The organism is Streptomyces sp. NBC_01426, assembly GCF_036231985.1.
Lineage (GTDB): Bacteria > Actinomycetota > Actinomycetes > Streptomycetales > Streptomycetaceae > Streptomyces.
In genome coordinates, this window is record NZ_CP109501.1 from 274,809 (window position 1) to 296,141 (window position 21,333).

Genomic DNA, 21,333 nt, shown 5'->3' on the forward strand with positions numbered 1-21,333 from the left:
GGGTGGTCTCCTTGTGCGTGGGGTGGTCGGTCAGTCCATGGCCGCCGGACCGTCCAGGGACACCACTTCGGTGTCCGGGGCGATCCGGCGGATCAGTCCCGCCAGGGTGCGCCCGGGGCCGAGCTCGACCAGCCGGCGGCAGCCGAGCGGGCCGACGAGGGTGCGTACGCTCGGCTCCCACAGCACCGGTGAGGTGAGCTGACGGGTCGCGAGCTCGGGCCAGTCGTCGGCGCCCGTGTGGACGTCGGCGTCGGCGTTGGCCACCACCGGCAGGTGCGCGGCGGCGAAGGCGGTGTTCTTCAGGGCGATCCGCAGGCGGTCGGCGGCGGGGTCCATGTACGGGCTGTGGAAGGCCCCGCCGACCTGGAGCCGGATCATCTTGGCGCCGATCGAGGGAGCCTCGGCCTCGATGCGGTCGATGCCCTCGGCGGAACCGGAGACGACGGTCTGGCCGGGGGCGTTGACATTGGCGACCCATACGTCGGCGCCGCCCGCGCGGACCCGGTCGGTGAGGGCGGTGACCTCGTCGACGGGGGCGGCGACGAGGACGCCCATGGTGCCCGGCCGCTCCTCGGCGGCCCCGCGCATGGCCCGGCCGCGGGCCGCGACCAGGGCGGCCGCCGCGCGCAGGGGAAGGGCACCGGCTGCGGTCAGCGCCGCGTACTCGCCGAGGCTGTGGCCGGCGCAGGCGACCACCCGTCCGCCGAACGCGTCGCGGCGAACCGCTTCGGCGTGGGCGACGAGGGCCACCGTGAACACGGCGAGTTGCGCCAGGTCCGTACGCCGCAGTTGCTCGTCCGGGGTGCGCAGCAGCAACTCGGCGAGGTCTTCTCCGGTGACCTCGGAGATTTCTCCGGTGAGTTCCCAGGACGGCGTTTCCCGCCAGGGCTCACCCATTTTCGACTTCTGTGTTCCCTGACCCGGGAACACCAGACCAATCGGTATCCGATCCATGGATCCGCCTTCCGCGCCGTATTCACCGGGAGCGTGGGGACCCGTGGTCGGGATCAACCCGCGGGCCTCGGATCCCCACGCGCCGGAGGCATGGAGTCGGGGGTTCTCCATACCACCGGGAAGGACTTCACCCGCTCATCGAGGAGCGTGAATTCCTTTCCTGGCGTCATACAACTTCGGCGCCGAACGCGCGGCAACACACGTTTCAGGAAGCTGCCAGTCTGGGATCAGAACCGGGTTCCGCCGCCGCTCGTCGGCGCCCCCGCCGGTGGCAGGAGCCCCAGCTCCGCCGCCCTGACGCCGGCCTGGAAGCGGGACTGGGCGCCGAGGAGCGCCATGACCTCCGCGACGTGGCGCCGGTAGGTGCGCACCGAGACGGTGAGTTCGCGGGCGGCCACCTCGTCGGTGACGCCCGCGCGCAGTGCGCCGAGGATCTGCCGGGCGAGCGCGGCCCGGTCGCGGTCGCCGAAGACGATGCGCTCGCCGGCGGGCACGGCGTTGCGCCAGACGCTCTCGAAGAGCGTCCCGAGGGTGTGCAGGACCTCGGGAGCCCGGATCGTGGAGGCTCGTACGCCGGCCGCCGACTCGGCCACCACGAGGGCGGCGCTGCCGTCCACCAGCAGCGCCTGGAGCGGGGGGACCCGGGCCACCCGGATCGCCACCGGGCGCTCCAGGCCCAGTTGTTCGCGTACGAAGTCCTCGTCGACCATGGACAGGCTGGTCAGCAGCCGGACCGAGACCCCCTCGGCCGCCGTGTAGATCAGTTTCCGTTCGGCCCGCTCGCTGCGTCCCGACATCTCCTCGGCTCCCGGCAGCCGGGCGTGCACGATGTCGATGGTCTGCACGGCCCCCCGGATGAGGGTCGCCGCGGCGTGCAGCACCGGTCCGTAACCACCGTCGACGGTGGCGATCTGCTGCGCCCTGGTGCTGCGGTCGCGGTGGATGGCCACCGTCGACTCGATCAGGGCCCGTACTTCCAGGAGGGCATGTTCCAGTTCGTCCTCAGGCCCTTTGGCCACGTCGTACCCACCACCCCGTTGGTGTCTCATCTTGCTGCGCGGTCCGCCGTGGGGGACGGACCGGTGTTCCCCGTTGCTCGGTCGGGCTATTCCGAGAGAAGTCCCAGTTCCACCGCCCGCACACCCGCCTGGAAGCGGGAGTTGGCGCCGAGTTCACGCATGATCTCGGCGACGTGGCGCCGGTAGGTGCGCAGCGACACGTTCAGGTCGCGTGCGGCGGCGTCGTCCGTGTAGCCGTCCCGCAGCCGCTCCAGGATCCTGCGGGTGAGTTCGCTGCGCAGCCGGGGGCTGAGCGCCAGGTGGTCGTCGAGCTTGCGGCCCCGGGACCAGGCGCCGGCGAAGAGGAGTTCAAGGGCTCGCACCGCGGCGGGGTCATTGACCTGCGTTGCCTGGCCCTTGGCGTTCCCGGCGGTCGCGCGGACCAGCGCGGCCGCGCCGTCGACGACGACGATGTCGCGTAACTCGGCCTCGGAGACCCGGACCTCGAACCGGGCCCCGGGCGTCCGGGTCAACTGGCACAGCGACCCGTCCGCGACCTCGGGGGCGCACAGGAGCCGTACGACGGGACCGGAGTCCAGCATGGCCAGTGACTCGCGCGCGATGCGGCCGAAGGCGTCCTTCCCGGTGATCGCGAGGCAGACCGAGTGCCGGGCCCCGAGCACGAGGTCGGCCACGGCCTCGCCGAGCACGGCGACGTCGGTGTGCGCCGCCGCGGGTCCCGGGTCCGGGCGCCTGCGGTGGAGGGAGACGGTGGATTCGATCAGCGCCCGTGCCTGCAGCAAGGTCTGTTCCACTTGCGCGGCGTGATCCACGGGTGTCGTATCACCCGCTCCCTCCGTACCTGGCGAATCGATCGCGGCTCCGGTCACTTCGTCCCCCTTGACGACCATGATCTGCTCGCCCAACCTATCCGTTTCAACTATTGATCGAGAAATTCTCTTGCGTCTCCCAAGCGGATCGCGTGCGATCGGACAGTAGTTCCCCCACTCAGAGCAAGTCAACAAGATCCCGGCGCGCGCAAGGCAATACAGGCATATGCCAAACTTTGTTTAATTTCGCCACTCCGAGGAATTTTTTCCAGCCATTTCGGCAGCAAGCTGCACCTGCCCCCCGGAACGAAATCCACCCCTTCCGTTTGCGTCACCGAACGCATCGTTCCCCTCACTCTCCGCTCCCAACCTGTCCACTAGTGGTCAACTCTGGTTCGCACAAGGCCACTTCAAGTGACCTTCGAGCCTACGGTGAGGCCTGTGACCACAACCCACACCGGGATCGAGCAGCACGACTCCGCGCCACTGTTCGAAACCACCGACGCCCTGGTGTGGTGGTGGCGGATTCCGACGGGGCGGTACCGCGAGCGCGACCGCGGGCTTCTGGACAGTGCAGAGTTGAACCGAGTTCAACAAATGAAATCCACTCAGGCGCAGGTGGAGTTCATCACCTGCCGCGCGGCCGTGCGAAAGGCCCTTTCCGGGGTATTTCACGTACCGGCCACCGATATATCCATAGGGCGAAACCCGTGCCCCGGCTGTGGCAGTGCGGAACACGGCCCGCCCGCCCTGCGTCATCCGGCGACACCCTGGTCGATCAGCGTCGCGCACACGAGCGGTCTGGGCGTGCTGGCGCTCTCCCCCTTCCAGGTGGGCATCGACGTCGAGCGGATCCGTGAGCTCGACGTCGAACAGCTCGACGCCCCCGTGCTGACCCCGGCCGAACGCCGGGCCGTACGCGCCATGCCCGAAGGGCCTTCCCGCGCCACGGCCTTCCTCCGCTGTTGGACCCGCAAGGAAGCCGTGCTCAAGGCCGTCGGAATCGGCATCACCACGGACCTGACCGCATTGGAGACCCGATCCTGGGCTCCCGGCCCCGCTCACATCACCCTGTCCGCGCTCGGCTCCCCCACCACGTGGCGGGTGGCGGACGTCCTGGCTCCGGCCGGATGGACCGCCGCGCTCGCCCTGCCCCGCGGCGCCGAACGCCCGCCGTCGGTACGCCGGCTCTGAACCCGGCGTACCGTCCCGCCCCCGTCACCCCGTCCCACGCGCACCTTCACCGCACGCGAGTGCCGTCCTTCACCCCTGTTCGCCGCGCACGGAGGTCTGACCCCGGCGCGCCCCCGAGGCCAGGAGACAGACGACCGTGAACCCACCGGACAATCTCACCGACCTGCTGCTGTACGCCGCCCGCCGGCACCCGGAGTCGGGGCTGCGCCACTGCCAGGGCTCGACCGACGCCGGCTTCCAGGACCGGACCCACCCCGAACTCCTCGCCGAAGCCCGCCGGATCCTGACCGGGCTGCGCTCCCGGGGGCTGCGCCCCGGGGACCGCGTGGTGCTGGTCCTGGAGCGCCCCCAGGAGTTCCTGCCCGCCTTCTGGGCCACCGTCCTCGGCGGCTTCGTTCCCTGCCCGATGGCCGCGCCGAGCACCGACCCGGAACGCTGGGCCGCCCGGCTCGACCACGTGGGCCACCTGTTGGGCGCCCCGCTGACCGTCACCACGGGCTCCCTCGCCGACTCCCTCCCGCGGCCCCCCGGCCTGTCGGTGGTCGCCCTGGAGGACCTGTACGGAGCGGAGGCCGGCGAACTGCACGGCGCGGCGCCCGAGGACACCGCGATCCTGATGCTGACCTCGGGTTCGACCGGCGGCTCCAAGGCCGTGATGCTCACCCACGGCAACCTGCTCGCCTCCATGGCCGCCAAGAACGGACACCACCGGCTCGGCCCCGCCGACACCACGCTGAACTGGGTCTCCTTCGACCACGTGGCCGCGCTCCTGGAATGCCACCTGCTGCCCCTGTACGCCGGCAGCACGCAGGTGCACGCACCCGCCGGCGCGGTGCTCGCCGACCCGCTGGAGTTCCTGCGGCTGGTCTCCCGGCACGACGTGACGATGACCTTCACCCCCAACTTCCTGCTGGGGCTGATCAACACGGCCGCCGACCGGTTCGTCGCCTCCGGCGAGCCGCTCGACCTCAGCCGGCTGCGGCACATCGTCAGCGGCGGCGAAGCCGTGGTCGTCGCCACCGGGGAAACGTTCCTCGACCACTTCGCCCCGTACGGCCTCGCCGGGGACGCCCTGTGGCCGGCGTTCGGGATGACCGAGACCTGCGCCGGCAGCGTCTACTCCCGCAAGGCCTTCCCCGAGGCCGACCGCGGCGCGGAGTTCGCGAACCTGGGCACCGCCGTCGCGGGGTTGCGCATGCGCGTCGTGGACGGGTCGGACCGGACGCTGCCCGAGGGCACGGTGGGCGAGGTCCAGTTCACCGGCCCCATGATCACCCCCGGCTACCACAACGACCCGCGGGCCACCGCGGACGCCTTCACCGCCGACGGCTGGTTCCGCAGCGGCGACCTGGGCCGCATCGACGACGGGCGCCTGACGCTGGCCGGCCGGAGCAAGGACAGCGTCATCGTCAACGGCGTCAACCACTTCAGCCACGACATCGAGGCCGCCCTCGAACAGCTCGACGGTGTCGCCCGCTCCTACGTCGCGGCCTTCCCCACCCGCCCGACCGGCAGCGACACCGAGCAGCTCGTGATCGCCTTCCACCCCGACCTTCCCGACGGGGACGAGGCCGCCCTGCACCGGGTGCTCACCGCCATCCGCAGCACCGTGGTCATGCACTGGGGCTTCCGCCCGTCCCTGGTCCTGCCGCTGCCCCGCGAGGACTTCCCCAAGACCAGCCTCGGCAAGATCCAGCGGGCCCTGATGCGCACCCGGCTGGAGGCGGGCGCGTACGAGGCCCCGCGACGGGCCGCAGCCGACCTGACCCTGCGCATGCTCGGCGGCCACACCCCACCCGAGGGCGCCACCGAGCAGATCCTCGCCGAGATCTACGGCGAGATGTTCGACGCCGACCCGGCCACCATCAGCGCCACCGCGAGCTTCTTCGACCTCGGCGGCACCTCGCTCGACATCCTGCGGCTGCGCGCCAAGGTGATGCAGCGGCTCGGCGTCACGGGTCTGGAGGTCATCACCGTGCTGACCGCGCCGACGGTCCGCGCCCTGGCCGCCCGGCTGGCCGCGGAGGCCGGGTCCGACTCCCGCCCGTACGACCCGCTGGTCCCCATGCAGACCAGCGGCGCCAAGACCCCCCTGTTCTGCGTCCACCCCGGGGTCGGCGAGGTCCTCGTCTTCGTGAACCTCGCCCGGTACTTCACGGGTGACCGACCCTTCCACGCCCTGCGCGCCCGCGGATTCAACGAGGGTGAGAAGCCCTTCGTCTCCTTCGAGCAGATGGTCGACTGCTACGTGGACGCCATCCGGGCCACGCAGCCGCACGGCCCGTACGCCGTGGCCGGCTACTCGTACGGCGCCGCCGTCGCCTTCGAGATCGCCAAGATCCTCGAAGCACAGGGCGAGCGCGTCGACTTCGTCGGCAGCTTCAACCTGCCGCCGCACATCAAGTACCGCATGAACGAACTGGACTTCGTGGACACCGCGGCGAACCTGGCGTTCTTCCTGGACCTGCTGGACAAGAAGCAGGCGACCGAGCTGCCGGACGCCCTGCGGCACCTGTCGCGGGAGGCCCAGGTGGCCCACCTCATCGAGATCGCCCCCCGGGAGCGGCTCGCCGAACTCGACTTGGACACGGCGTCGTTCGGCGCGTGGGCCGACCTGGCCAACACACTGACCGATCTGGGCCGCGGCTACGAACCGAGCGGCGCGGTGCGGTCGATGAGCGTCTTCCACGCTACGCCGCTGCACGGCACCCGGGAGGCCTGGCTCGACAACGAGCTGCGCCGCTGGGACGAGCACACCACCGAACCCAACCGGTACCTGGAGGTGCCGGGCGAGCACTACACCCTGATGGGCCCCCGCCACGTGGCGGCCTTCCAGGCGATTCTGCGACGGGAACTGGACCGCGCGATGGCCGAGGCCGACGCCGGCAGGGCCCGGCGGTAGGACCGAGATGACGGGGGACGACATCATGCGAGGCAAGAAGATCCTGATCACCGGCGGCACCGGGCAGGTCGCCCGGCCGGTCGCCGAGTCACTGGCAGAGCACAACGAGGTCTGGTGCATCGGCCGCTTCGGCACGCCGGGCGTGGAGCGCGAGCTCAACGACCGGGGCGTCACCACACGACACTGGGACATGACCGATCCTTCGGAGCACGCGCTGAAGGGCATACCCGAAGACTTCACCCATGTACTGCACTCCGCGGTGCACCGGGGCGAGGACGGGAACTTCAACGCCACCGCCGAGATCAACGCGGTGGCCACCGGCCGCCTGATGGCCCACGCCCGCGGCGCCGAGGCGTTCCTGTTCGTCTCGACGGGCGCCCTGTACGCACGCCGGACCCTGGACCACGCGTACACCGAGGACGACCCGGTCGACGGCAGCGCCGCGTGGCTGCCGGCCTACCCGATGGGCAAGCTGGCGACCGAGGGGGCGGTGCGCGCCTTCGCCCGTGTACTGGGTCTGCCCACCACCATCGCGCGTCTCAACATCGCTTACGGGCCCGGTAGTTACGGTGGCGTCCCGATGCTGTACTTCGAGCAGATGCTGGCCGGGAAACCGATCGCCGTGCCGTTGGAGGGCCAGAACTGGTGCTCGCTCCTGCACACCGACGACCTCGTCGCCCAGGTCCCGCCGCTGTGGCGGGCCGCGTCCGTCCCGGCGACGCTGGTCAATTGGGGCGGTGACCAGTCGGTCGGCATGAGCGACTGCCTCCGCCACATCGAGGCGCTGACGGGCGTGGAGGCCGTGCTCGTACCGACGGAGGTCACCCGGGAGACGTACCGGTTCGACCCCTCGCTGCGCCGCCGGCTGACCGGCCCGTGCCGGGTCGACTGGCGGGACGGCATCGAACGCACCCTGCGGGCCCTGTATCCGCAGCACATGAGCCGCCGAGAAGGGACGCAGACGTCATGACGACAGGCATCGACAACAATCTGGCCTTGGTCCGGCGCGCCTACCGCGCCTTCCACGAACGCGATGTGGCCGGGCTTCTCGACACCCTGGATCCGCAGGTGGAATGGGTACACCCCGACGGCATGGCCGACTACGGCCTGGGGGGCACCAAGCACGGTCACGCGGGTGTCAGGGAGTTCCTGTCGCGCGTACCGACCGTCCTCGGCGGGATGCGCCTGGAGCCGCAGGAGTTCGTGGCCGCCGACGACCGGATCGTGGTCTTCGGCGTCCGCCAGGTGACCTCGGTCCGCGGCACGACCGTGACCCTTCCCTTCATCCACTCCTGGACCCTGCGGGCCGGGACCGCCGTCCGGATGGAGGACGTCTTCGACACGGTGCTCTTCCAGCGGCTGATCGAGAGCTGACCGAGAGCTGACCGAGAGCTGACCGAGAGCTGACCGCCCGATCGTGCCGGCCGTTCCGTCGTTCCGTCGTTCCGTCGTTCCGTCGGAGGGTCGCCGTACTCATGGCGACCCTCCGACAACACGAGCGACCACACGTTGGGCCGTGTCAGCGGCTGTTGCCCTTGCCCGACGGGTAGACGCTGAGGTCGCCGTAGGTCGACAGGACGCCGGCCAGGTCACCGGGTTTGTCCCGCAGGGTGGTGTCCAGGAAGGCGAGAGTGGTCGCGGCGACGACGTGCGGGCTCTCGGTGCGGCCGAGGGAGCCGACGATCGAGGGCACGGGCGGCAGGTACAAGGGGCCGTCCATGAAGGTGAGGTGTGCGGCGCCGGGGACGGTGAGCCGGTAGCTCGTCGCGGTGCCGAGCCTGAGGGCCTCGGTGAGGCGGGGTATGTAGTCCGGGTCGGTTCCGGGGGTGATGGCCTGGGTGAGCGCGAGCGTCGGCCGGCGGAGGGAGGGGGAGGTCGGGCCGTGGGGGTAGCCGTCCAGATCGATGACGGCGTCGAACCGTTGGTCCTGCCGGGCTGCCTGCAGGGCGGCGGCACCACCCATGGAGTGGCCGGTGGCCGCGACCCGACCGGTGTCCAGGCGTCCGGTCAGCGGGTCGGTGATCTCGCCTCGGTCCAGATGTTCCAGCCGGGTGAGGACGAAGCCGAGATCGGCGGCGCGAACCGCCGTCCAGTCAACGGCCAGCTTGTCGTCCTTGTCCCGGTCCCCGGTGGAGGCGAGCTTGGTGTGGATCGTTCGGCCGTCGTCGAGGACGACGGCGGCGGAGTCGTACGGGTGGTCGAGCGCGGCGACCACGTAGCCGTGGCCGGCCAGTTCCTCCGCCCAGGCGGTGTTCTGGGTACGCACTCCGCCCGACCCGGGAGAGAACAGCACGACCGGGAACCGTTCGCCCCCACCGGCCACCGGGGCGTCGAAGACCGAACGGCTGCGAGCACGCGGGACGCCGTCGATCAGGAAGCCGGGCAAGCCGACCTCGTGGGCGAGGGCATCGGACACGATGCGCGCCTCGTGCTCCGTGCGTCCGAGGTACTGGGCCCGCTGCGCGCCTGCGGGGCTCTTCCGCGCGGGGTACCAGAGCTGCACCACGACCGTACGGCGGTCGTTCGGATCGGCGGTGAAGGTCTCGGGGCGGCGTGGGTCGGTCCACTGCACCACGCGGGTGCCGACCGCGAAGCCGCCCGACGGCTCGGGGAACACCGGTACGGGAAAGCCCCAGGCGGACACCGGAGCCGTGGCCATCAGGCCGAGGCAGACCACCGACCCCGGCAATGCTAGCCACCATCGGGCCCGCCACGCCGGCCGGCCGCTACGGTGCCGCAGCAGGGGAGAGAGGGCGAACGGCAACGCGACGGCGGCGCCTGCCAGTACCGGCAGCATCTGCCAGCGGATCCCCACCACACTCAGCACGATCGCGGACAGTACGAGAACGGCCCCCAACGCGATCGTGACGCGCGGGCGGGCAGCGGGCGGAAGCCAGCGCGCCACCACCAGCGCGACCCCGGCCGACAAGGCAAGAAGTTCCGGAGGGGACATGTACAGCCCCGCGATGATCTCGGTCACCCGGCCATCCTCGGGGCGGGACACGCGACGCCACATCAATCCCGGGTCGCCACCGCATGCGACCGGAGTCGCAATCCGAGGCGTGTCCCCTGTGCGACCACAGTCGCATCCAGTCATCCCGCCCGTGCAACCGAAGTCGCAACCGACCACGCCCTGGCCGGCCGCACCGCAGTTCGGCCGGTCACCGTCTCGGCCTGGCTTCGGGAAGATCGATCGTTCGGTACCGTGACCACACGGACGCATGGAGTGACCATGCGCGTGATCGGCCTCTCCGGAGACTTCCGGTGGGGAGGATTGAGGTTGCAATGAGCCTGTCGAAGCCCGAGATCGACTTCCCGGAGGGCGAGCCGCCCACCGACCTGCGGATCAGGGACATCGTGGTGGGGGACGGCGCCGAGGCGAAGCCCGGCAGCATGGTCGAAGTCCACTACGCCGGGGTCACCTTCGCCACCGGGGAGGAGTTCGACGCCTCCTGGAACCGAGGACAGACGTTCAGGTTCCCCCTGGGTGGCGGGCGGGTCATCAAGGGCTGGGACCAGGGAGTCGCGGGCATGAAGGTCGGAGGGCGGCGCGAGCTCACCATCCCCCCGCACCTCGCCTACGGAAGCCAGTCGCCCTCCCCGCTGATCCCCTCGGACTCGACGCTCATCTTCGTGGTGGACCTGCTCGGAGTGTGAGCCGCCGGACCCCCTGGCTGCCCGGCCTCACTGTTCGCGGTGAGACCGGGCAGCGCCTTCGGCTCGGTCTCACCGCGATCCGGTACGAGGAGCAGAACGGCCGGAGGCCGGACGCGTCGGGTGGTGTCCCCCGGACACCTCGCGTTGCGGCAGCTGCTCGCCCAGCCCCGTAAGTGCGGTCGCGGACAACCCAAGCGTCAGCCTTGGAGACTGTGCGAGTCGATCGAGAGGACGACTCGCTCCGCCCGGCCGGCTGCCGGGGCGAAGCGAGGGGGTGTGGGGGTGTACGCGGTGGGGTCAGGCGGTGCTTGTCCGTCGGCGGCGCAGGAGCAGGGCGGCTCCGCCCGCGAGGGCGAGTGCCGCGCCGGAACCGCCGGCGAGGAGCACGGCGGAGGACGGGGTGTCGTCCTCCGTGCGCTGGAGGCTGTAGCCGCTGGAGTAGCCCTTGGTGTCGTACTCCGAGCCGGGCAGCTTGTCGGCGTAGCGGGCCTTCAGCAGCTTCTGGTAGTCGCTGAGCGACACCGACGCCTGGCCGCCCAGCCCTTGCCTGGCCTGGTCGTTGAGCGCCTCGACGGTGAGGAGCTTGAGCTGGTACCAACCGCGGATCTGCGGCTCGGTGAAGACCAGCGTGCCCACGGTGGCCTTGCCGGCGTACGCGGCGTCGCCGTCGCCGTCACGCACGGCCGCCAGGTGCCAGCCGCCGCCCTGGGTGGGGGCGAGCATCACGGTGGCGTTGCGTCCGTTGACGTTGGTGCTCAGCGAGGAGACCAGCCCCGTCAGCTTGACCGCCTTGGCGGGAAGCGGCTGGGCGGTGCCCGCGGCGAAGCCGGGCGTGATCTCGTTCAGTGCCACCGGGTCCTTGATCGTGAAGACCGGCAGGTCCCGGCAGGGTTCGGCGGTTTCGGGGATCGTCTGCACCGGCCCGCCTGCGACGTCGGTGGGTACCGGGGTGCGCAGGAAGCGGCAGACGGTGTCGCGCACGTCGGCGGACTTCACCGCGTTGAGAGCCGCCTGGTAGTCGGGGATGTCGGCCGGGAGCGGGTCCTTGGCCGGGGCGGCGTGGGCCGGACCGACGACGGACAGCAGTACGGACGCACTCAGTGCGATGACGAGGGACAGTCGGGAGGAGCGGGAGTTCGCCCGCCGGCCGGACGGTTCGGTGCCGCTGGTGCGGCTGGTGTCGCACATGTCGCCTGCCTTAGCGGGAGATGCCGATGCGGGAGTGGGTCCACTTGGACGAGCTGTTGCTCACGTAGTCGTTGTAGTTCCACCACGTGTACGTGGTGGTGTCCGGCCACGGGTCGGCCACGGCGATCGTGGTGTTCGAGGTGTCGAAGCCGTAGATCACGTTCATGTGGCCACCGCCGGACGTCCACCCGATGCGGGCGCCGAGTGGCCGGGCCGCCTTGACGTCGGTGTACACCTGGTTGAACGTGGCCGCGCTGTTCAGGCCCGACCCGGTGTGGGTCATGCCGAGGCTGCTCCAGCCCTTGGCCATGTCGTCGAGCGTGGCGGGCTGGTTGTTGCAGCCGTAGTAGGGCTGGGCCCGGGTGCAGAAGTCCGCCTGTGTGGAGCCGAAGCCGTGGAACTTGGCGATGGTCAGCCCGGAGGCGACCCAGCACCACTGGCTCTTCTCCTGCTTCAGCATGGCGATGCTGTCCTGGCCCGCTTCCGCGTGAGCCGTGCCTCCCGTGGCCGCGAGCGTTCCCAAGGCGGCCAGCGCGATGGCCGACGCCGTGGTTCCGTACCTGAACCTGCCCATTTTCCTGCCTTCCCCCTGACGGGTACAACGAGACGAACGGGGCGATCTGGCAGGAATATGACAGCGCATCATGACTTGGACACATAGGGGCCGTGCGGGGAATTAGCTCCTACTGATTATTTGTCGGGTCATCACGCGACTCGGGCACGTCTCCCGGCTCCGGAACGAATGGTGCGGCTCGGAGGTGGAGGCGGACGAGGCCCCGTGGGTCAGGCGGTCGCGGGGTGCGAGAAGGCCCTGAGGAGCGCCCGGGCGTGCTCTCGGACCGCTTCGTCCTGTTCGATGATGCGGTCCTCGACACCGGAGCGGACGACGCGGGCGTCGCCGTCGGCGAGGGCGGCGAGCCGGCGCAGGTGGTCGTCGGTCATGGCCGCGGCGCCGAGGGCTTCCAGCGCCGCGCAGGCCCCTGCAGGATCGGCGTCCGATTCGGCGGACCGCAAGGCCGCCGCGGCGAGTGCGACGCGGTCCAGGGAGGCGGGTTCCGCCACGGCCGTCAGGGCCGTCACGGCGGCCGGCGCCTGCGCCGGATCGTCGAGCGCGGCTTCGAGCCGGGGGGTGAGCGGGCGCCCCGCCGGGCCGAGGAGTGTCGTCGTACGGGCGGCCCGCACCACCGACCACCGGGACCAGGCGTTCCGTTGGGCGCGGGCGAAGACCGAGTCCAGGGCGGCGACCGCCTCGTCCGCGTCGCCCGTGATGCGCCACAGGGCCTCGGCGAGGGCGGTGTCCGTGTCCAGCGCGGGTGTGGTGGTGCCACCGGCCGCGGCGCCGAGTGCCTCGCGCAAGGCCGGTACCAGCGCCGCTCCCCGGGGTCCGAGCGCGCCGGCCGGTCCGGCGGCGTCCCTGACGTGACCGGCCCCGCGCCGGAGTTCCTGTTCGAGGCAGTGGAGCAGGGGCGCGAGCTCGCCGTCGAGGTCGTACAGGGCCTGCGCGGCGGGGAGGACTCCCCGGGCGGCGGCCGCCCGCAGCGAGGTGACGGCCCGGGCCCGTTCGCCCGGGCCGCAGTCGGCGGCGACGCGAGCGATGGCTCCTGCGGCCTGGCTCGGATGGTGTCGGAGCGCCGCGCACAGCACGGGCAACGCCGGCGCCGCGTCGGCGCCCCACCCGGCCAACAAGTGTGTCAGCTGCCACGGTTCGTTGCCGCTCAGGGCCCCGGGCCGGGCGAGGCGGTCCCGTACCGCGTCGAGGAGGTCGTCGTCGTACGGGAAGGCGGAGTGCGCGGGGCTCGGGAATCCGGCGGCGGCGCCGAGGGCTCGGGGCCGCCGCCCCAGGCCGGCGGCCAGGAGCGAGGCCGCTGGTGCGGGTGCGACGCGTACGAGCGCGGCCAGGGCCCGGTCCGCATGGTCGTCGTCCTGGTGCGGGTTCCGTGCGGCGAGCGGGGCGAGAACGTCCGCGGCCGGTTCGGCGACCCTGCCCAGTCGGGCCAGGAGGGACGCGGTGTCGATCACCGACCGCTCGTCGACGGCTGCCGCGCGCAGGCTCTGTACCAGGCGGCTCGGGGCGCTGCGGGAGAGCGTGCAGGCGCGGTCGGCCGCCCAGAGGCCTTCGGCCCGCACGTCCGCCCGTACGTCGTGCAGGGCGGCGTCGATCAGGGCGAACGCCGCCTCGCGCTCCGGCCGGCGGTCCCGTCCCAGGAGGGCCTCGACGACGGCGGCCAGCGGCTCGCCCCGTTCGTGGTCGAGGTCGGAGCGCAGGTCGTCCGCGGGCAGGAGGGAGAGCATCGTGGTGTGCGCGGTCTCGGTCCAGGGAGCGTCCGCGTCGAGGTGGGCGAAGACGGCCGCCATGCGCACCTCTGCCGGCTGCGACGGCTCCAGGGCGGTGGCGGCGGACGCCGCCGCGACCTGCGGATCGAGCCGGGCGATCCCGGCCAGGACCTCGGCGCGCACGGCGGGTTCGGGTTCCTCGTCCCAGCGCCCGCGGAGGGCGGGGAGGGCGCTCGCGGTGGCGCGGGTGTGGGACACCGCCCAGGCCGCGGTCCGCCGGACGTCGGGCTCCGGGGCGGCCAGCAGGGGCAACAGCAGCGGCAGCCGGTCCGCCACGGCAGCCCGGACGGTGCCCGGTGCGACGCCGTGCTCGTCCTCGCTCTCGGCCATGGCGCCGAGCAGCGTCAGGACGTCCGCCGTGTGGTGACCGGCGGCCGCGATCGCCGCCAGGAACGGCGCCGCCTCCGCGCTCGCCGCGTAGACCGTTCCCTGGTGGAGCACGCTCCCGTACAGCTCCGACAAGGCCTCGTCCGCCGCACCCGCGTCGGTCCCGACCAGAGCCCGCAGCAGGTCGGGGAGGTCCTCCGCGCTGCCGTACGCGTGGGAGAACGACTGCCAGGGGCGAGCGTCGAGACCGTCGAGCGGGTGTGCGAGTTCCATGCGGGGCATCGTGCCGGCCACCTCTGACAGCAGCGGGTCAGGGGCTCCCCGGCCCACGTGGTGACGGGCGTGCCGCGCACCCTCCCCCACCACGTGGGCTTCGAGACATCGCCGGAACTCCGAGGCCGTGTGATCGGATTCGGTGTCCGGGCCGGTGCGTCACCTGTCGGCCAGGGTGCGGTCGAGGAGGGGGAGCAGGTGGTCCCAGTGGCGCTGAAGTCCGGCGGGGTCGAAGGCGTCGGTGTCGGACATGGTGAACCCGTGGACGGTGTCGGGGTAGATCTCGGAGGTGTGGTCGACACCCGCGGCGTCGAGGGCCCGGTTGAGTTCGGCCAGGGCGGCGGGCGTCAGGTCGCTCGCGGCGTGGCCGAAGTGGACCTGGGCGGTGATCCCGGCGAAGGCAGCGGGCCCGTCCGCTCCCACGGGGCCGTGGAATGCCGCGAGGGCGGCCACCCGGTCGGGGTGGGCCGCGGCGGTGCGCGTCGCCAGAAGGCCGCCTATGCAGTAGCCGGTCACCGCGACCGGTCCGGCGGCGACCTCGGGCCGGGTGGTGAGGAACGCGAGGTAGGCGTCGGCATCGCTCAGGGCCCGCTCCACGGTGTGCGCCTCGATCAAGGGCATCAGTTGAGCGAACACGGCAGACCGCGCCTCCGCGTCGATGTACTCGGGAAGGTCGAGCACCGGTGCCGGGCCGTGCCGGTGGAACAGGTTGGGGACGAGCACGTAGTAGCCGTGCCCGGCCAGTTCGCGGGCCAGAGCGTGCAACACGGGCCGGATACCGAAGCCGTCCGCGTACATCAGCACTCCCGGGAACCGCTCCCCGTGGTCGGGGAAGGCGGCGAAAGCGTCGGCCTGGCCGTCCGCGGTGGGAACGCGCAGCGTGGTGATGGGCATGAGTTCTCCTGTCGTGGTCGACGTGTGAAGCTGTGGTCACCACGACCAGAGGCGGAGCCCGCGCACCGGCACCGGACCCTCGGCCCAACTGCGGCCCGACATCGGCCCGTACGGCGCTCAGAGCAGCGCCGGGTCACCCGTCCGTGTGTGGCGCGAGGCCGTCCCGGTAGTCATCACCGCACAACGTAGCCCACCGGACGGGATCGAAGCCGGCGCATTTCCCGGGCGCCGACCAGCGGCCCGCCTCCGCCTTCCCGCCCCATGCCGGTGGGCCCTCTTCCCCGGTCTGAGACGATCAGCAGGAAGGTACGGATCGACGAAGGGGTGGAGACCATGGTCCGTCTGGTGGTGCTCGGCGTCCTGGTGCTCGCCGTCGGCGGGTGCGTGTGCGTGGTGTGGGCGGAACGCGGCGGGCCCCGTTGGGTCCGCGGTGTGGCGACCGTGACGCTCGCCGCGAGCGAACTGGTACGTCGCTCCGGGAAGAAGCGGCGCCGAAACGTGAACGGATCCGGCGACGGCGGCGACTAGGCCGTCTCTTTCGGATCTTGCCGGTGCCGCGGCGGATCGACCGGGCGCGCCTCAGCTCACCGCCTGCTTCACGAGTGCGGCGATCCGCGCCTCCACCTCGGGCGTCACCTCGGTCAGGGCGAAGACGGCCGGCCACATCGGGCCGTCGTCCAGCTGCGCCTGGTCGCTGAAGCCGAGCGTCGCGTAGCGCGCCTTGAACTTCTCCGCGCACTGGAAGTAGCAGACGACCTTGCCGTCCAGTGCGTAGGAGGGCATCCCGTACCAGAGCTTCGGCGCGAGGACCGGTGCGGTGGCGGTGATGACGGCGTGGACGCGCTCGGCCATGGCCCGGTCCGCGTCCTGCATCTCGGCGATCTTCGCGAGCACGTCCTGGGCCGCCTCGGCCGACTTGTCCGCCTTCGAGCCGCGGCGCGCCGCCTTCTTGAGTTCCTGTGCGTGGTCCTTCATCGCGGCGCGCTCCTCGGCCGTGAATCCCTCGTGTGCGCGGTTGGCGGTGCTGCTCATGGTGGATCTCCTTCTTGAGGCTCTGCTTGTGTGGATCTCGGAACCCGGCCGGGGCCATGCGGCGGGACCGGGCGAGGCGTCAGGCCAGCCAGCGGCCGTCGCGCATCAGTTCACGGTCGGCGAGCTCGTTCTCCTCCCGCCAGGCCCGGATGCGGTGAGGAGTGATACGGAACCAGCGGTACCGCGTGGTCAGGGAGCGCGGGTCGAAGCCGGTGCGTGCGGTGAACCGGTCACTCAGGTGCGGCGGCAGTGCGTCGATGTCGAGGACCTCGACGTCGCCCTCGATCATGGCGACGTCGCGGGTGTGGCCGAGGGCGAGCCGAGCGGTCCGGGTGGCGGCCAGGTTCCGTCCGGTGGGGCTTTCTGCCGGGGTGGCCGCCAAGAGCGCCTCGCCGTCCCAGTCGAAGGACAGCGGTACCAGGTGGGGGACGCCGTCCGCCGAGGCACTGGCCACCCAGACGTCGACGTCGTGGCCGAGCCGGTGCTCGGTGTCGTGGCGGCGCTGTGCGCGGGAGCGGGGTGGGGTGCTCATCAGTCCTGCAGCAGTCCGATGAGGTTGCCGTCCGGGTCGATGACGGTGGCCACGAGGCGGCCGCCGCCGACGTCGTGCGCGGGCTCCTTGACGGTGGCGCCCGCAGCGGTCAGTGCGGCGAGCTTCGCCTCGATGTCCGCCACGTGCCAGTAGGCCAGCGACGAGGTCAGGCCCTGCGGTCCGCCGCCCGGGAGGAGGCCGATGTGCTGGCCGGCGGCCTCGAAGCCGACGTAGTAGGGGCCATCGGTCTGCGGGGCGACACCGAGCAGCGCGGCGTACACCGCCTTGGCCCGGGCGAGGTCGGACACGGGATGCAGCACGGTCTTCATCCCCTGGTGGGAAGAGCTGGTCACGGTGACTCCTTCGTCGCGGAAATCGATCGGCCCGGTGCGGTCCGCCGGGCTCGTTCCCTGTGATCACAGCTTCCCCCGGGCGGGGTAGGGGGTGCCTCCGTGCTGACCACGGAAAGCACCACGGATAATGGCCCGGTGTCCACTCCAGTGATCTCGGCTCGGGAAGCCGACGTGCTCGGGCTGCTCGGGGAGCACCTGAGCAACGCGGAGATGGCCGCGCGGCTGTTCATCTCCGTACGGACGGTCGAGTCGCACGTCTCCTCGCTGTTGCGGAAGTTGGAGGTGCCGGACCGGCGGGCGCTGTCCCGGCACGCAAGCGAACAGACGCGTGCCGAACGGACGCGTGCCGAGCAGGCGGGTGCCGAGCAGGCGCGCCCGGCACCCGCGCTTCCGGCACCGTTGACGGCTTTCGTCGGCCGGACCCGCGAACGCGGCGAGCTGGCAGCGGCGGTGACGGCACGTCGGCTGGTGACCGCCGTCGGTCTGGGCGGGGTGGGCAAGACGCGGCTCGCCCTGGCGGTGGCGGCCGACGTGGCGGGCGACTTCGCCGACGGGGTGTGCTTCGTCGACCTGGTCCCGGTCACCGATCCCGGGCGGGTGGGCGCGGCGGTCGCGGCGGCCATGGGCGTGGGCGAGCAGCCCGGGCGCGGCATCGACGACGCCCTGGTGGCCGCGTTGGCGGACCGTCAGGCACTGCTGGTCCTGGACAACTGCGAGCAGGTGCACGACGGGGTGGCGCCGTTCCTCGAACGGCTGCTCGTGGCTTGCCCGGGGATACGGGTGCTCGCGACCAGCCGGGCCCGGCTGATGGTGCCGTTCGAGTGGGTCTTCCCGGTTCCGCCGCTGTCGCGCGTCGGCGGCGGCGAGTCGGAGGCGGTGGCCCTGTTCCTGGAGCGGGCGGCGGCGGTCGGCAGGGCCCCGGCCCCGGCGGAACGCGACCGGATCGCGGCGCTGTGCGAACGGCTCGACGGCATGGCGCTGGCCATCGAACTGGCGGCGGCGCGGTGGTCCACGCTCGGTTTGGACGGCCTGGCGGCCGGCCTCGGCGACCAGCTCCGGATCCTCGCCGGCGGCCCCCGTGCCGACGGCCGGCACCGGTCGGTGCGGGCCGTCCTCGACTGGAGCCACGACCTGCTCGAACCGCGGGACCGGGCACTGTTGCGGCGGGTGTCGGCGTTCGTCGCTCCGTTCACCGCCGAGGCTGCCGCCGAGGTGGCCGGGTTCGCCCCGCTGGAGACGGCCGCGGTCGCCGACGGGCTCGGCAGGCTCGCCGAGCAGAGCCTGCTCGTCGTGACTCCGTCCGACACCGGCACCCGCTACCAGGCGTTGGAGACCCTCCGTCAGTACGGCACGGAGCGGCTCGACGAAGCCGGTGAGCTCGACGATGTCCGGTCGCGCCACCTGGCATGGTGTCTGGCCGGTGCGGGCGGCCTCCGGGAAGGCGGCGGTTCGGACTGGCGAGCCCGGTTCGACGCGGTCGCGGAGGACCTGCGGGCCGCCTTGACCTGGTCCGCGGGCCGGCCGGAGCAGCGCGCGGACGCGTGCCGTCTCGCCCTGTCCCTGGCCGAGCTGGCCTTCACCCGGAACCTGCTGGGCGAGGCCCAACAGCGGCACGAGCAGGCGGCCTCGCTCACTGCCGGCGCCGACGCCGCCGACGCGTTGCGGCAGGCCGCCGGGGTGGCCGGGTGCCGCAGGCTCGGCGACGACATGTACCGCCTGCACCGGGCCGCGGCCGAAGCCGCCCGCCGGGCCGGGGACGCCGCCGGGGCCGCCCGCGACCTGGCGGCTGCCGCCACCACCGCCTACCGCTTCTCCAGCACGTTCACCGGCCGGGTTCCGTCGGCGGACGAGGTGACCGGCCTGCTCGCGGCGGCCCGCGAGCTGACCGGTGACGTCGACCCGGCCACCGAGGCGGCTCTCGCGCTGGCCGAGGCCGCGGTGATCGCGGACGCGTTCGGCGCGGTCCAAGGCGCCCCGGACAACACCGCGCCGGACACCGTCGCGTGCGCCGAACGGGCCGTGGAACTCGCCCGGCGCGCCGGCGACCCGGTGGCGCGGTCCGCCGCCCTCGACGCGCTCTCCGGCGCCCAGAGCTGGGCCGGTGAAAGCTTTGCCGCGGCGGCCGCCGCCCGCGCCCGGATCGACATCCTGACCTCGGCACCGAGCGCCCCTGCCCGGACGCACGAGCTGATCGACGCCCTCGCCATGGCCGCCGCGACCGCCGTCGGCACGGGCGAGCTGTCGGCGGCCCGCCGGTGGGGCGGCCGGCTCGCGGGCCATCCGCAGCTGGCCGAGGTGGGCGACCACGCCACGTCCTGGCTGCTGGTCGCGGACGCGTTCGTGGGCCAGGCCGACGCGGTGCTCACCAGCAGCGTGCGTTTCCTCGACTCATGGGAGCAGTCCGGCCGGCAACGGTCGTTCTCACTCGGTCCGGCCGCCGCGTCCGTCGCGATGATCCACGGCTTGCGAGGCGACCACGAGGCACGGGCGACCTGGCTCGCGATCACCGACCGGACAGGCAGCAAGGAGGATCACCGCCACGGCCACGGCGCCGTCTTCGACGCCATGGTCCTGCTCCACCACGGGGACGCCGACGCGGCCCTGGAGCGCGTCGCGCCGGAGCCGGAGCAGGTGTGGAAGTGGGTCTGCTGGGTCTGGCTGCACTGGTACACGGCGCTCCGGGCCGAGGCATCGGTCCTCGCCGGGCACCCGGACGCCCGGGGCCGGATCGCCGCCGCCCGGGCCGTGGTCGCCGGGAACCCGGTCGCCACCGCCCTGGTGGACCGGGCGGAGGCAGTGCTCGACGGGGATCTGCCGCAGTTGCTCGCCACCGCGTCGGCGTTCGAGGCGGCCGACTGCCGCTACCAGTGGTCGCGCACGCTCCTGCTCGCCGGCGGCGCGCACGCCGCGACCGGCGCGTCCGCCCTGGCCGACCTCGGACTCGCGCCCATGGCCGCTCGGTAGCCGCACCACTGGCCCGCCTGAACAACACGTTGCGGTCTCGGCCTCGACGCGACACCCGCTCCCGCGCCTGCGCAGGGCCGCGCGCGAGGCACGGCCCTGCGGAGGTGTGTTCAGAACGTCACAGGATTTCGATGGAGTTGACCTTCGGCGGGTGGTTCGGGAACGTGATCTCCGTCCAGCGGTTGATCCTCACGGAGTCGCCGTTGGCGTCGTAGTAGATCAGGTCGTTGTTGCCGGTGGAGATCTTGTCGACCCACCAGCCCCCGAACCCGGTCCGTCCCTTGTTCGCGTAGCAGTCGACGCTCTGCCGGCCGCCCTCGTGGGACCAGATCTTCAGGAAGTTCTCGCCGCCCCGGCACTCGATGTGATCGATGGCGAACGCGTTGCCGGGGATGGTCAAGGTCAATGACGCCGCTGCGGCGAACGCCACGGCGGCCGATCGAACGAACCTCTTCGGCTTCATGAGCACGATCTCTCCTTCACGGGAATCGAGCAGTAAGGGGCGCCCCGTGCCCACGGGCACGTCGGCCACCCACACCGCGACGGACCGGCAAACGACCTTCGCGGTTGCACAGAGAGATTCCCCTGTGGTCGGTGCCCTCTGCAATCAACTCCGCCGTGTGCGGCCGGATTTGGCACCATGTTGTCCCAATTCAGACCTCTGGTCCTCAGTTGAAACGTTTGAGCACCTTGGCGGCCTTGCCCGCCTGCCGCCGGCGGTCGTGACGGCCTGGTCGATCTCCGCGGAACGACCGGCATCGGTCCGGCAGGCGGCCGAGGGAGGGGCCGAAAGGGAGGCCGTCCCGGGGCAAACCAGAACCCTGGCCCAGAGCAACGGATGCGTTCCGGCCATCGCGAAGGCGAAGCCACGTGGGGTTCGCTCGTGTCCCGCCGAGCAGGC

19 protein-coding genes are annotated in these 21,333 nt (G+C 72.0%); 7 read left to right on the forward strand and 12 right to left on the reverse strand.

The annotated features are described in order from the left end of the window. Positions 1 to 30: 30 nt before the first annotated feature. The 3 genes from OG906_RS35690 to OG906_RS35700 all read right to left on the reverse strand — a co-directional run bounded on the left by OG906_RS35690 (position 31) and on the right by OG906_RS35700 (position 2,767). On the reverse strand, positions 31 to 954 hold the full coding sequence (locus OG906_RS35690) for an ACP S-malonyltransferase (protein ID WP_267803821.1): 924 nt from the start codon (positions 952 to 954) through the stop codon (positions 31 to 33). 227 nt (positions 955 to 1,181) lie between these two features. Further along, a complete protein-coding gene (locus tag OG906_RS35695; RefSeq protein ID WP_329448421.1) occupies positions 1,182 to 1,973 on the reverse strand; it encodes a LuxR family transcriptional regulator in 792 nt (263 codons plus the stop codon). An 86-nt stretch (positions 1,974 to 2,059) separates the two neighbouring features. Next, positions 2,060 to 2,767, reverse strand: coding sequence for a helix-turn-helix transcriptional regulator (locus tag OG906_RS35700; protein ID WP_329448422.1), 708 nt, complete (start codon positions 2,765 to 2,767; stop codon positions 2,060 to 2,062). Positions 2,768 to 3,223: 456 nt separating this feature from the next. Here OG906_RS35700 and OG906_RS35705 point away from each other — a divergent pair, with 456 nt between their 5' ends. The 4 genes from OG906_RS35705 (at position 3,224) to OG906_RS35720 (ending at position 8,252) form a co-directional block, all read left to right on the forward strand. After that, positions 3,224 to 3,976, forward strand: a complete 753-nt coding sequence (locus OG906_RS35705; protein ID WP_329448423.1) for a 4'-phosphopantetheinyl transferase family protein — start codon at positions 3,224 to 3,226, stop codon at positions 3,974 to 3,976. A gap of 136 nt (positions 3,977 to 4,112) precedes the next feature. Beyond that, positions 4,113 to 6,878: a non-ribosomal peptide synthetase gene (locus OG906_RS35710; RefSeq protein WP_329448424.1), complete on the forward strand. Its 2,766-nt coding sequence runs from the start codon at positions 4,113 to 4,115 to the stop codon at positions 6,876 to 6,878. 25 nt (positions 6,879 to 6,903) lie between these two features. Continuing rightward, complete coding sequence (locus tag OG906_RS35715; RefSeq protein ID WP_329448425.1) at positions 6,904 to 7,848, forward strand: NAD-dependent epimerase/dehydratase family protein; 945 nt, start codon at positions 6,904 to 6,906, stop codon at positions 7,846 to 7,848. An 8-nt stretch (positions 7,849 to 7,856) separates the two neighbouring features. Next, the gene (locus tag OG906_RS35720; RefSeq protein ID WP_329448933.1) at positions 7,857 to 8,252 is read left to right on the forward strand and encodes a nuclear transport factor 2 family protein; all 396 of its coding nucleotides are present in this window, start codon (positions 7,857 to 7,859) and stop codon (positions 8,250 to 8,252) included. 145 nt (positions 8,253 to 8,397) lie between these two features. Here OG906_RS35720 and OG906_RS35725 read toward each other — a convergent pair whose 3' ends face one another. Then, positions 8,398 to 9,894, reverse strand: a complete 1,497-nt coding sequence (locus tag OG906_RS35725) for an alpha/beta hydrolase family protein (protein WP_329448426.1) — start codon at positions 9,892 to 9,894, stop codon at positions 8,398 to 8,400. A gap of 269 nt (positions 9,895 to 10,163) precedes the next feature. Here OG906_RS35725 and OG906_RS35730 point away from each other — a divergent pair, with 269 nt between their 5' ends. Continuing rightward, a complete protein-coding gene (locus OG906_RS35730) occupies positions 10,164 to 10,535 on the forward strand; it encodes an FKBP-type peptidyl-prolyl cis-trans isomerase (protein WP_329448427.1) in 372 nt (123 codons plus the stop codon). 297 nt (positions 10,536 to 10,832) lie between these two features. On the opposite strand, the gene OG906_RS35735 is transcribed toward OG906_RS35730, so the two are convergent. The 4 genes from OG906_RS35735 to OG906_RS35750 form a co-directional block, all read right to left on the reverse strand. Further along, complete coding sequence (locus tag OG906_RS35735) at positions 10,833 to 11,723, reverse strand: hypothetical protein (protein ID WP_329448428.1); 891 nt, start codon at positions 11,721 to 11,723, stop codon at positions 10,833 to 10,835. Positions 11,724 to 11,733: 10 nt separating this feature from the next. After that, positions 11,734 to 12,297, reverse strand: a complete 564-nt coding sequence (locus OG906_RS35740) for a papain-like cysteine protease family protein (protein ID WP_329448429.1) — start codon at positions 12,295 to 12,297, stop codon at positions 11,734 to 11,736. Between the two features lie 209 nt (positions 12,298 to 12,506). Next, positions 12,507 to 14,657 (reverse strand): HEAT repeat domain-containing protein, encoded by a 2,151-nt coding sequence (locus tag OG906_RS35745; protein ID WP_329448430.1) that lies wholly within the window; start codon positions 14,655 to 14,657, stop codon positions 12,507 to 12,509. A 159-nt stretch (positions 14,658 to 14,816) separates the two neighbouring features. Further along, positions 14,817 to 15,551, reverse strand: a complete 735-nt coding sequence (locus OG906_RS35750; protein WP_329448431.1) for a dienelactone hydrolase family protein — start codon at positions 15,549 to 15,551, stop codon at positions 14,817 to 14,819. A gap of 333 nt (positions 15,552 to 15,884) precedes the next feature. On the opposite strand from OG906_RS35750, the gene OG906_RS35755 reads away from it, so the two are divergent. Then, a complete protein-coding gene (locus OG906_RS35755) occupies positions 15,885 to 16,079 on the forward strand; it encodes a hypothetical protein (RefSeq protein ID WP_267827947.1) in 195 nt (64 codons plus the stop codon). Positions 16,080 to 16,130: 51 nt separating this feature from the next. Here OG906_RS35755 and OG906_RS35760 read toward each other — a convergent pair whose 3' ends face one another. From OG906_RS35760 to OG906_RS35770, 3 genes are all read right to left on the reverse strand, one after another. Further along, entirely contained in the window at positions 16,131 to 16,583 is a 453-nt protein-coding gene (locus tag OG906_RS35760; RefSeq protein ID WP_329448432.1) for an iron chaperone, read from the reverse strand. Positions 16,584 to 16,662: 79 nt separating this feature from the next. Continuing rightward, positions 16,663 to 17,115, reverse strand: a complete 453-nt coding sequence (locus tag OG906_RS35765; RefSeq protein WP_329448433.1) for a pyridoxamine 5'-phosphate oxidase family protein — start codon at positions 17,113 to 17,115, stop codon at positions 16,663 to 16,665. After that, positions 17,115 to 17,468, reverse strand: a complete 354-nt coding sequence (locus OG906_RS35770; protein ID WP_329448434.1) for a VOC family protein — start codon at positions 17,466 to 17,468, stop codon at positions 17,115 to 17,117. Before OG906_RS35770 ends, OG906_RS35765 begins: the two co-directional genes overlap by 1 nt. A 135-nt stretch (positions 17,469 to 17,603) precedes the next feature. On the opposite strand from OG906_RS35770, the gene OG906_RS35775 reads away from it, so the two are divergent. Continuing rightward, complete coding sequence (locus OG906_RS35775; RefSeq protein WP_329448435.1) at positions 17,604 to 20,432, forward strand: ATP-binding protein; 2,829 nt, start codon at positions 17,604 to 17,606, stop codon at positions 20,430 to 20,432. Between the two features lie 118 nt (positions 20,433 to 20,550). Here the strand turns inward: OG906_RS35775 and OG906_RS35780 are convergent, their stop codons facing one another. Then, the gene (locus tag OG906_RS35780; protein ID WP_329448436.1) at positions 20,551 to 20,895 is read right to left on the reverse strand and encodes a beta/gamma crystallin domain-containing protein; all 345 of its coding nucleotides are present in this window, start codon (positions 20,893 to 20,895) and stop codon (positions 20,551 to 20,553) included. Positions 20,896 to 21,333: the final 438 nt, after the last annotated feature.

Bases quoted from the DNA above. Each gene is read 5' to 3' on its own strand.
- OG906_RS35690 (WP_267803821.1), bottom strand. From the start codon at position 954: ATGGATCGGATACCGATTGGTCTGGTGTTCCCGGGTCAGGGAACACAG.
- OG906_RS35715 (WP_329448425.1), top strand. From the start codon at position 6,904: ATGCGAGGCAAGAAGATCCTGATCACCGGCGGCACCGGGCAGGTCGCC.
- OG906_RS35725 (WP_329448426.1), bottom strand. From the start codon at position 9,894: ATGTGGCGTCGCGTGTCCCGCCCCGAGGATGGCCGGGTGACCGAGATC.
- OG906_RS35730 (WP_329448427.1), top strand. From the start codon at position 10,164: ATGAGCCTGTCGAAGCCCGAGATCGACTTCCCGGAGGGCGAGCCGCCC.
- OG906_RS35735 (WP_329448428.1), bottom strand. From the start codon at position 11,723: ATGTGCGACACCAGCCGCACCAGCGGCACCGAACCGTCCGGCCGGCGG.
- OG906_RS35740 (WP_329448429.1), bottom strand. From the start codon at position 12,297: ATGGGCAGGTTCAGGTACGGAACCACGGCGTCGGCCATCGCGCTGGCC.
- OG906_RS35745 (WP_329448430.1), bottom strand. From the start codon at position 14,657: ATGGAACTCGCACACCCGCTCGACGGTCTCGACGCTCGCCCCTGGCAG.
- OG906_RS35750 (WP_329448431.1), bottom strand. From the start codon at position 15,551: ATGCCCATCACCACGCTGCGCGTTCCCACCGCGGACGGCCAGGCCGAC.
- OG906_RS35755 (WP_267827947.1), top strand. From the start codon at position 15,885: ATGGTCCGTCTGGTGGTGCTCGGCGTCCTGGTGCTCGCCGTCGGCGGG.
- OG906_RS35760 (WP_329448432.1), bottom strand. From the start codon at position 16,583: ATGAGCAGCACCGCCAACCGCGCACACGAGGGATTCACGGCCGAGGAG.
- OG906_RS35765 (WP_329448433.1), bottom strand. From the start codon at position 17,115: ATGAGCACCCCACCCCGCTCCCGCGCACAGCGCCGCCACGACACCGAG.
- OG906_RS35780 (WP_329448436.1), bottom strand. From the start codon at position 20,895: ATGAAGCCGAAGAGGTTCGTTCGATCGGCCGCCGTGGCGTTCGCCGCA.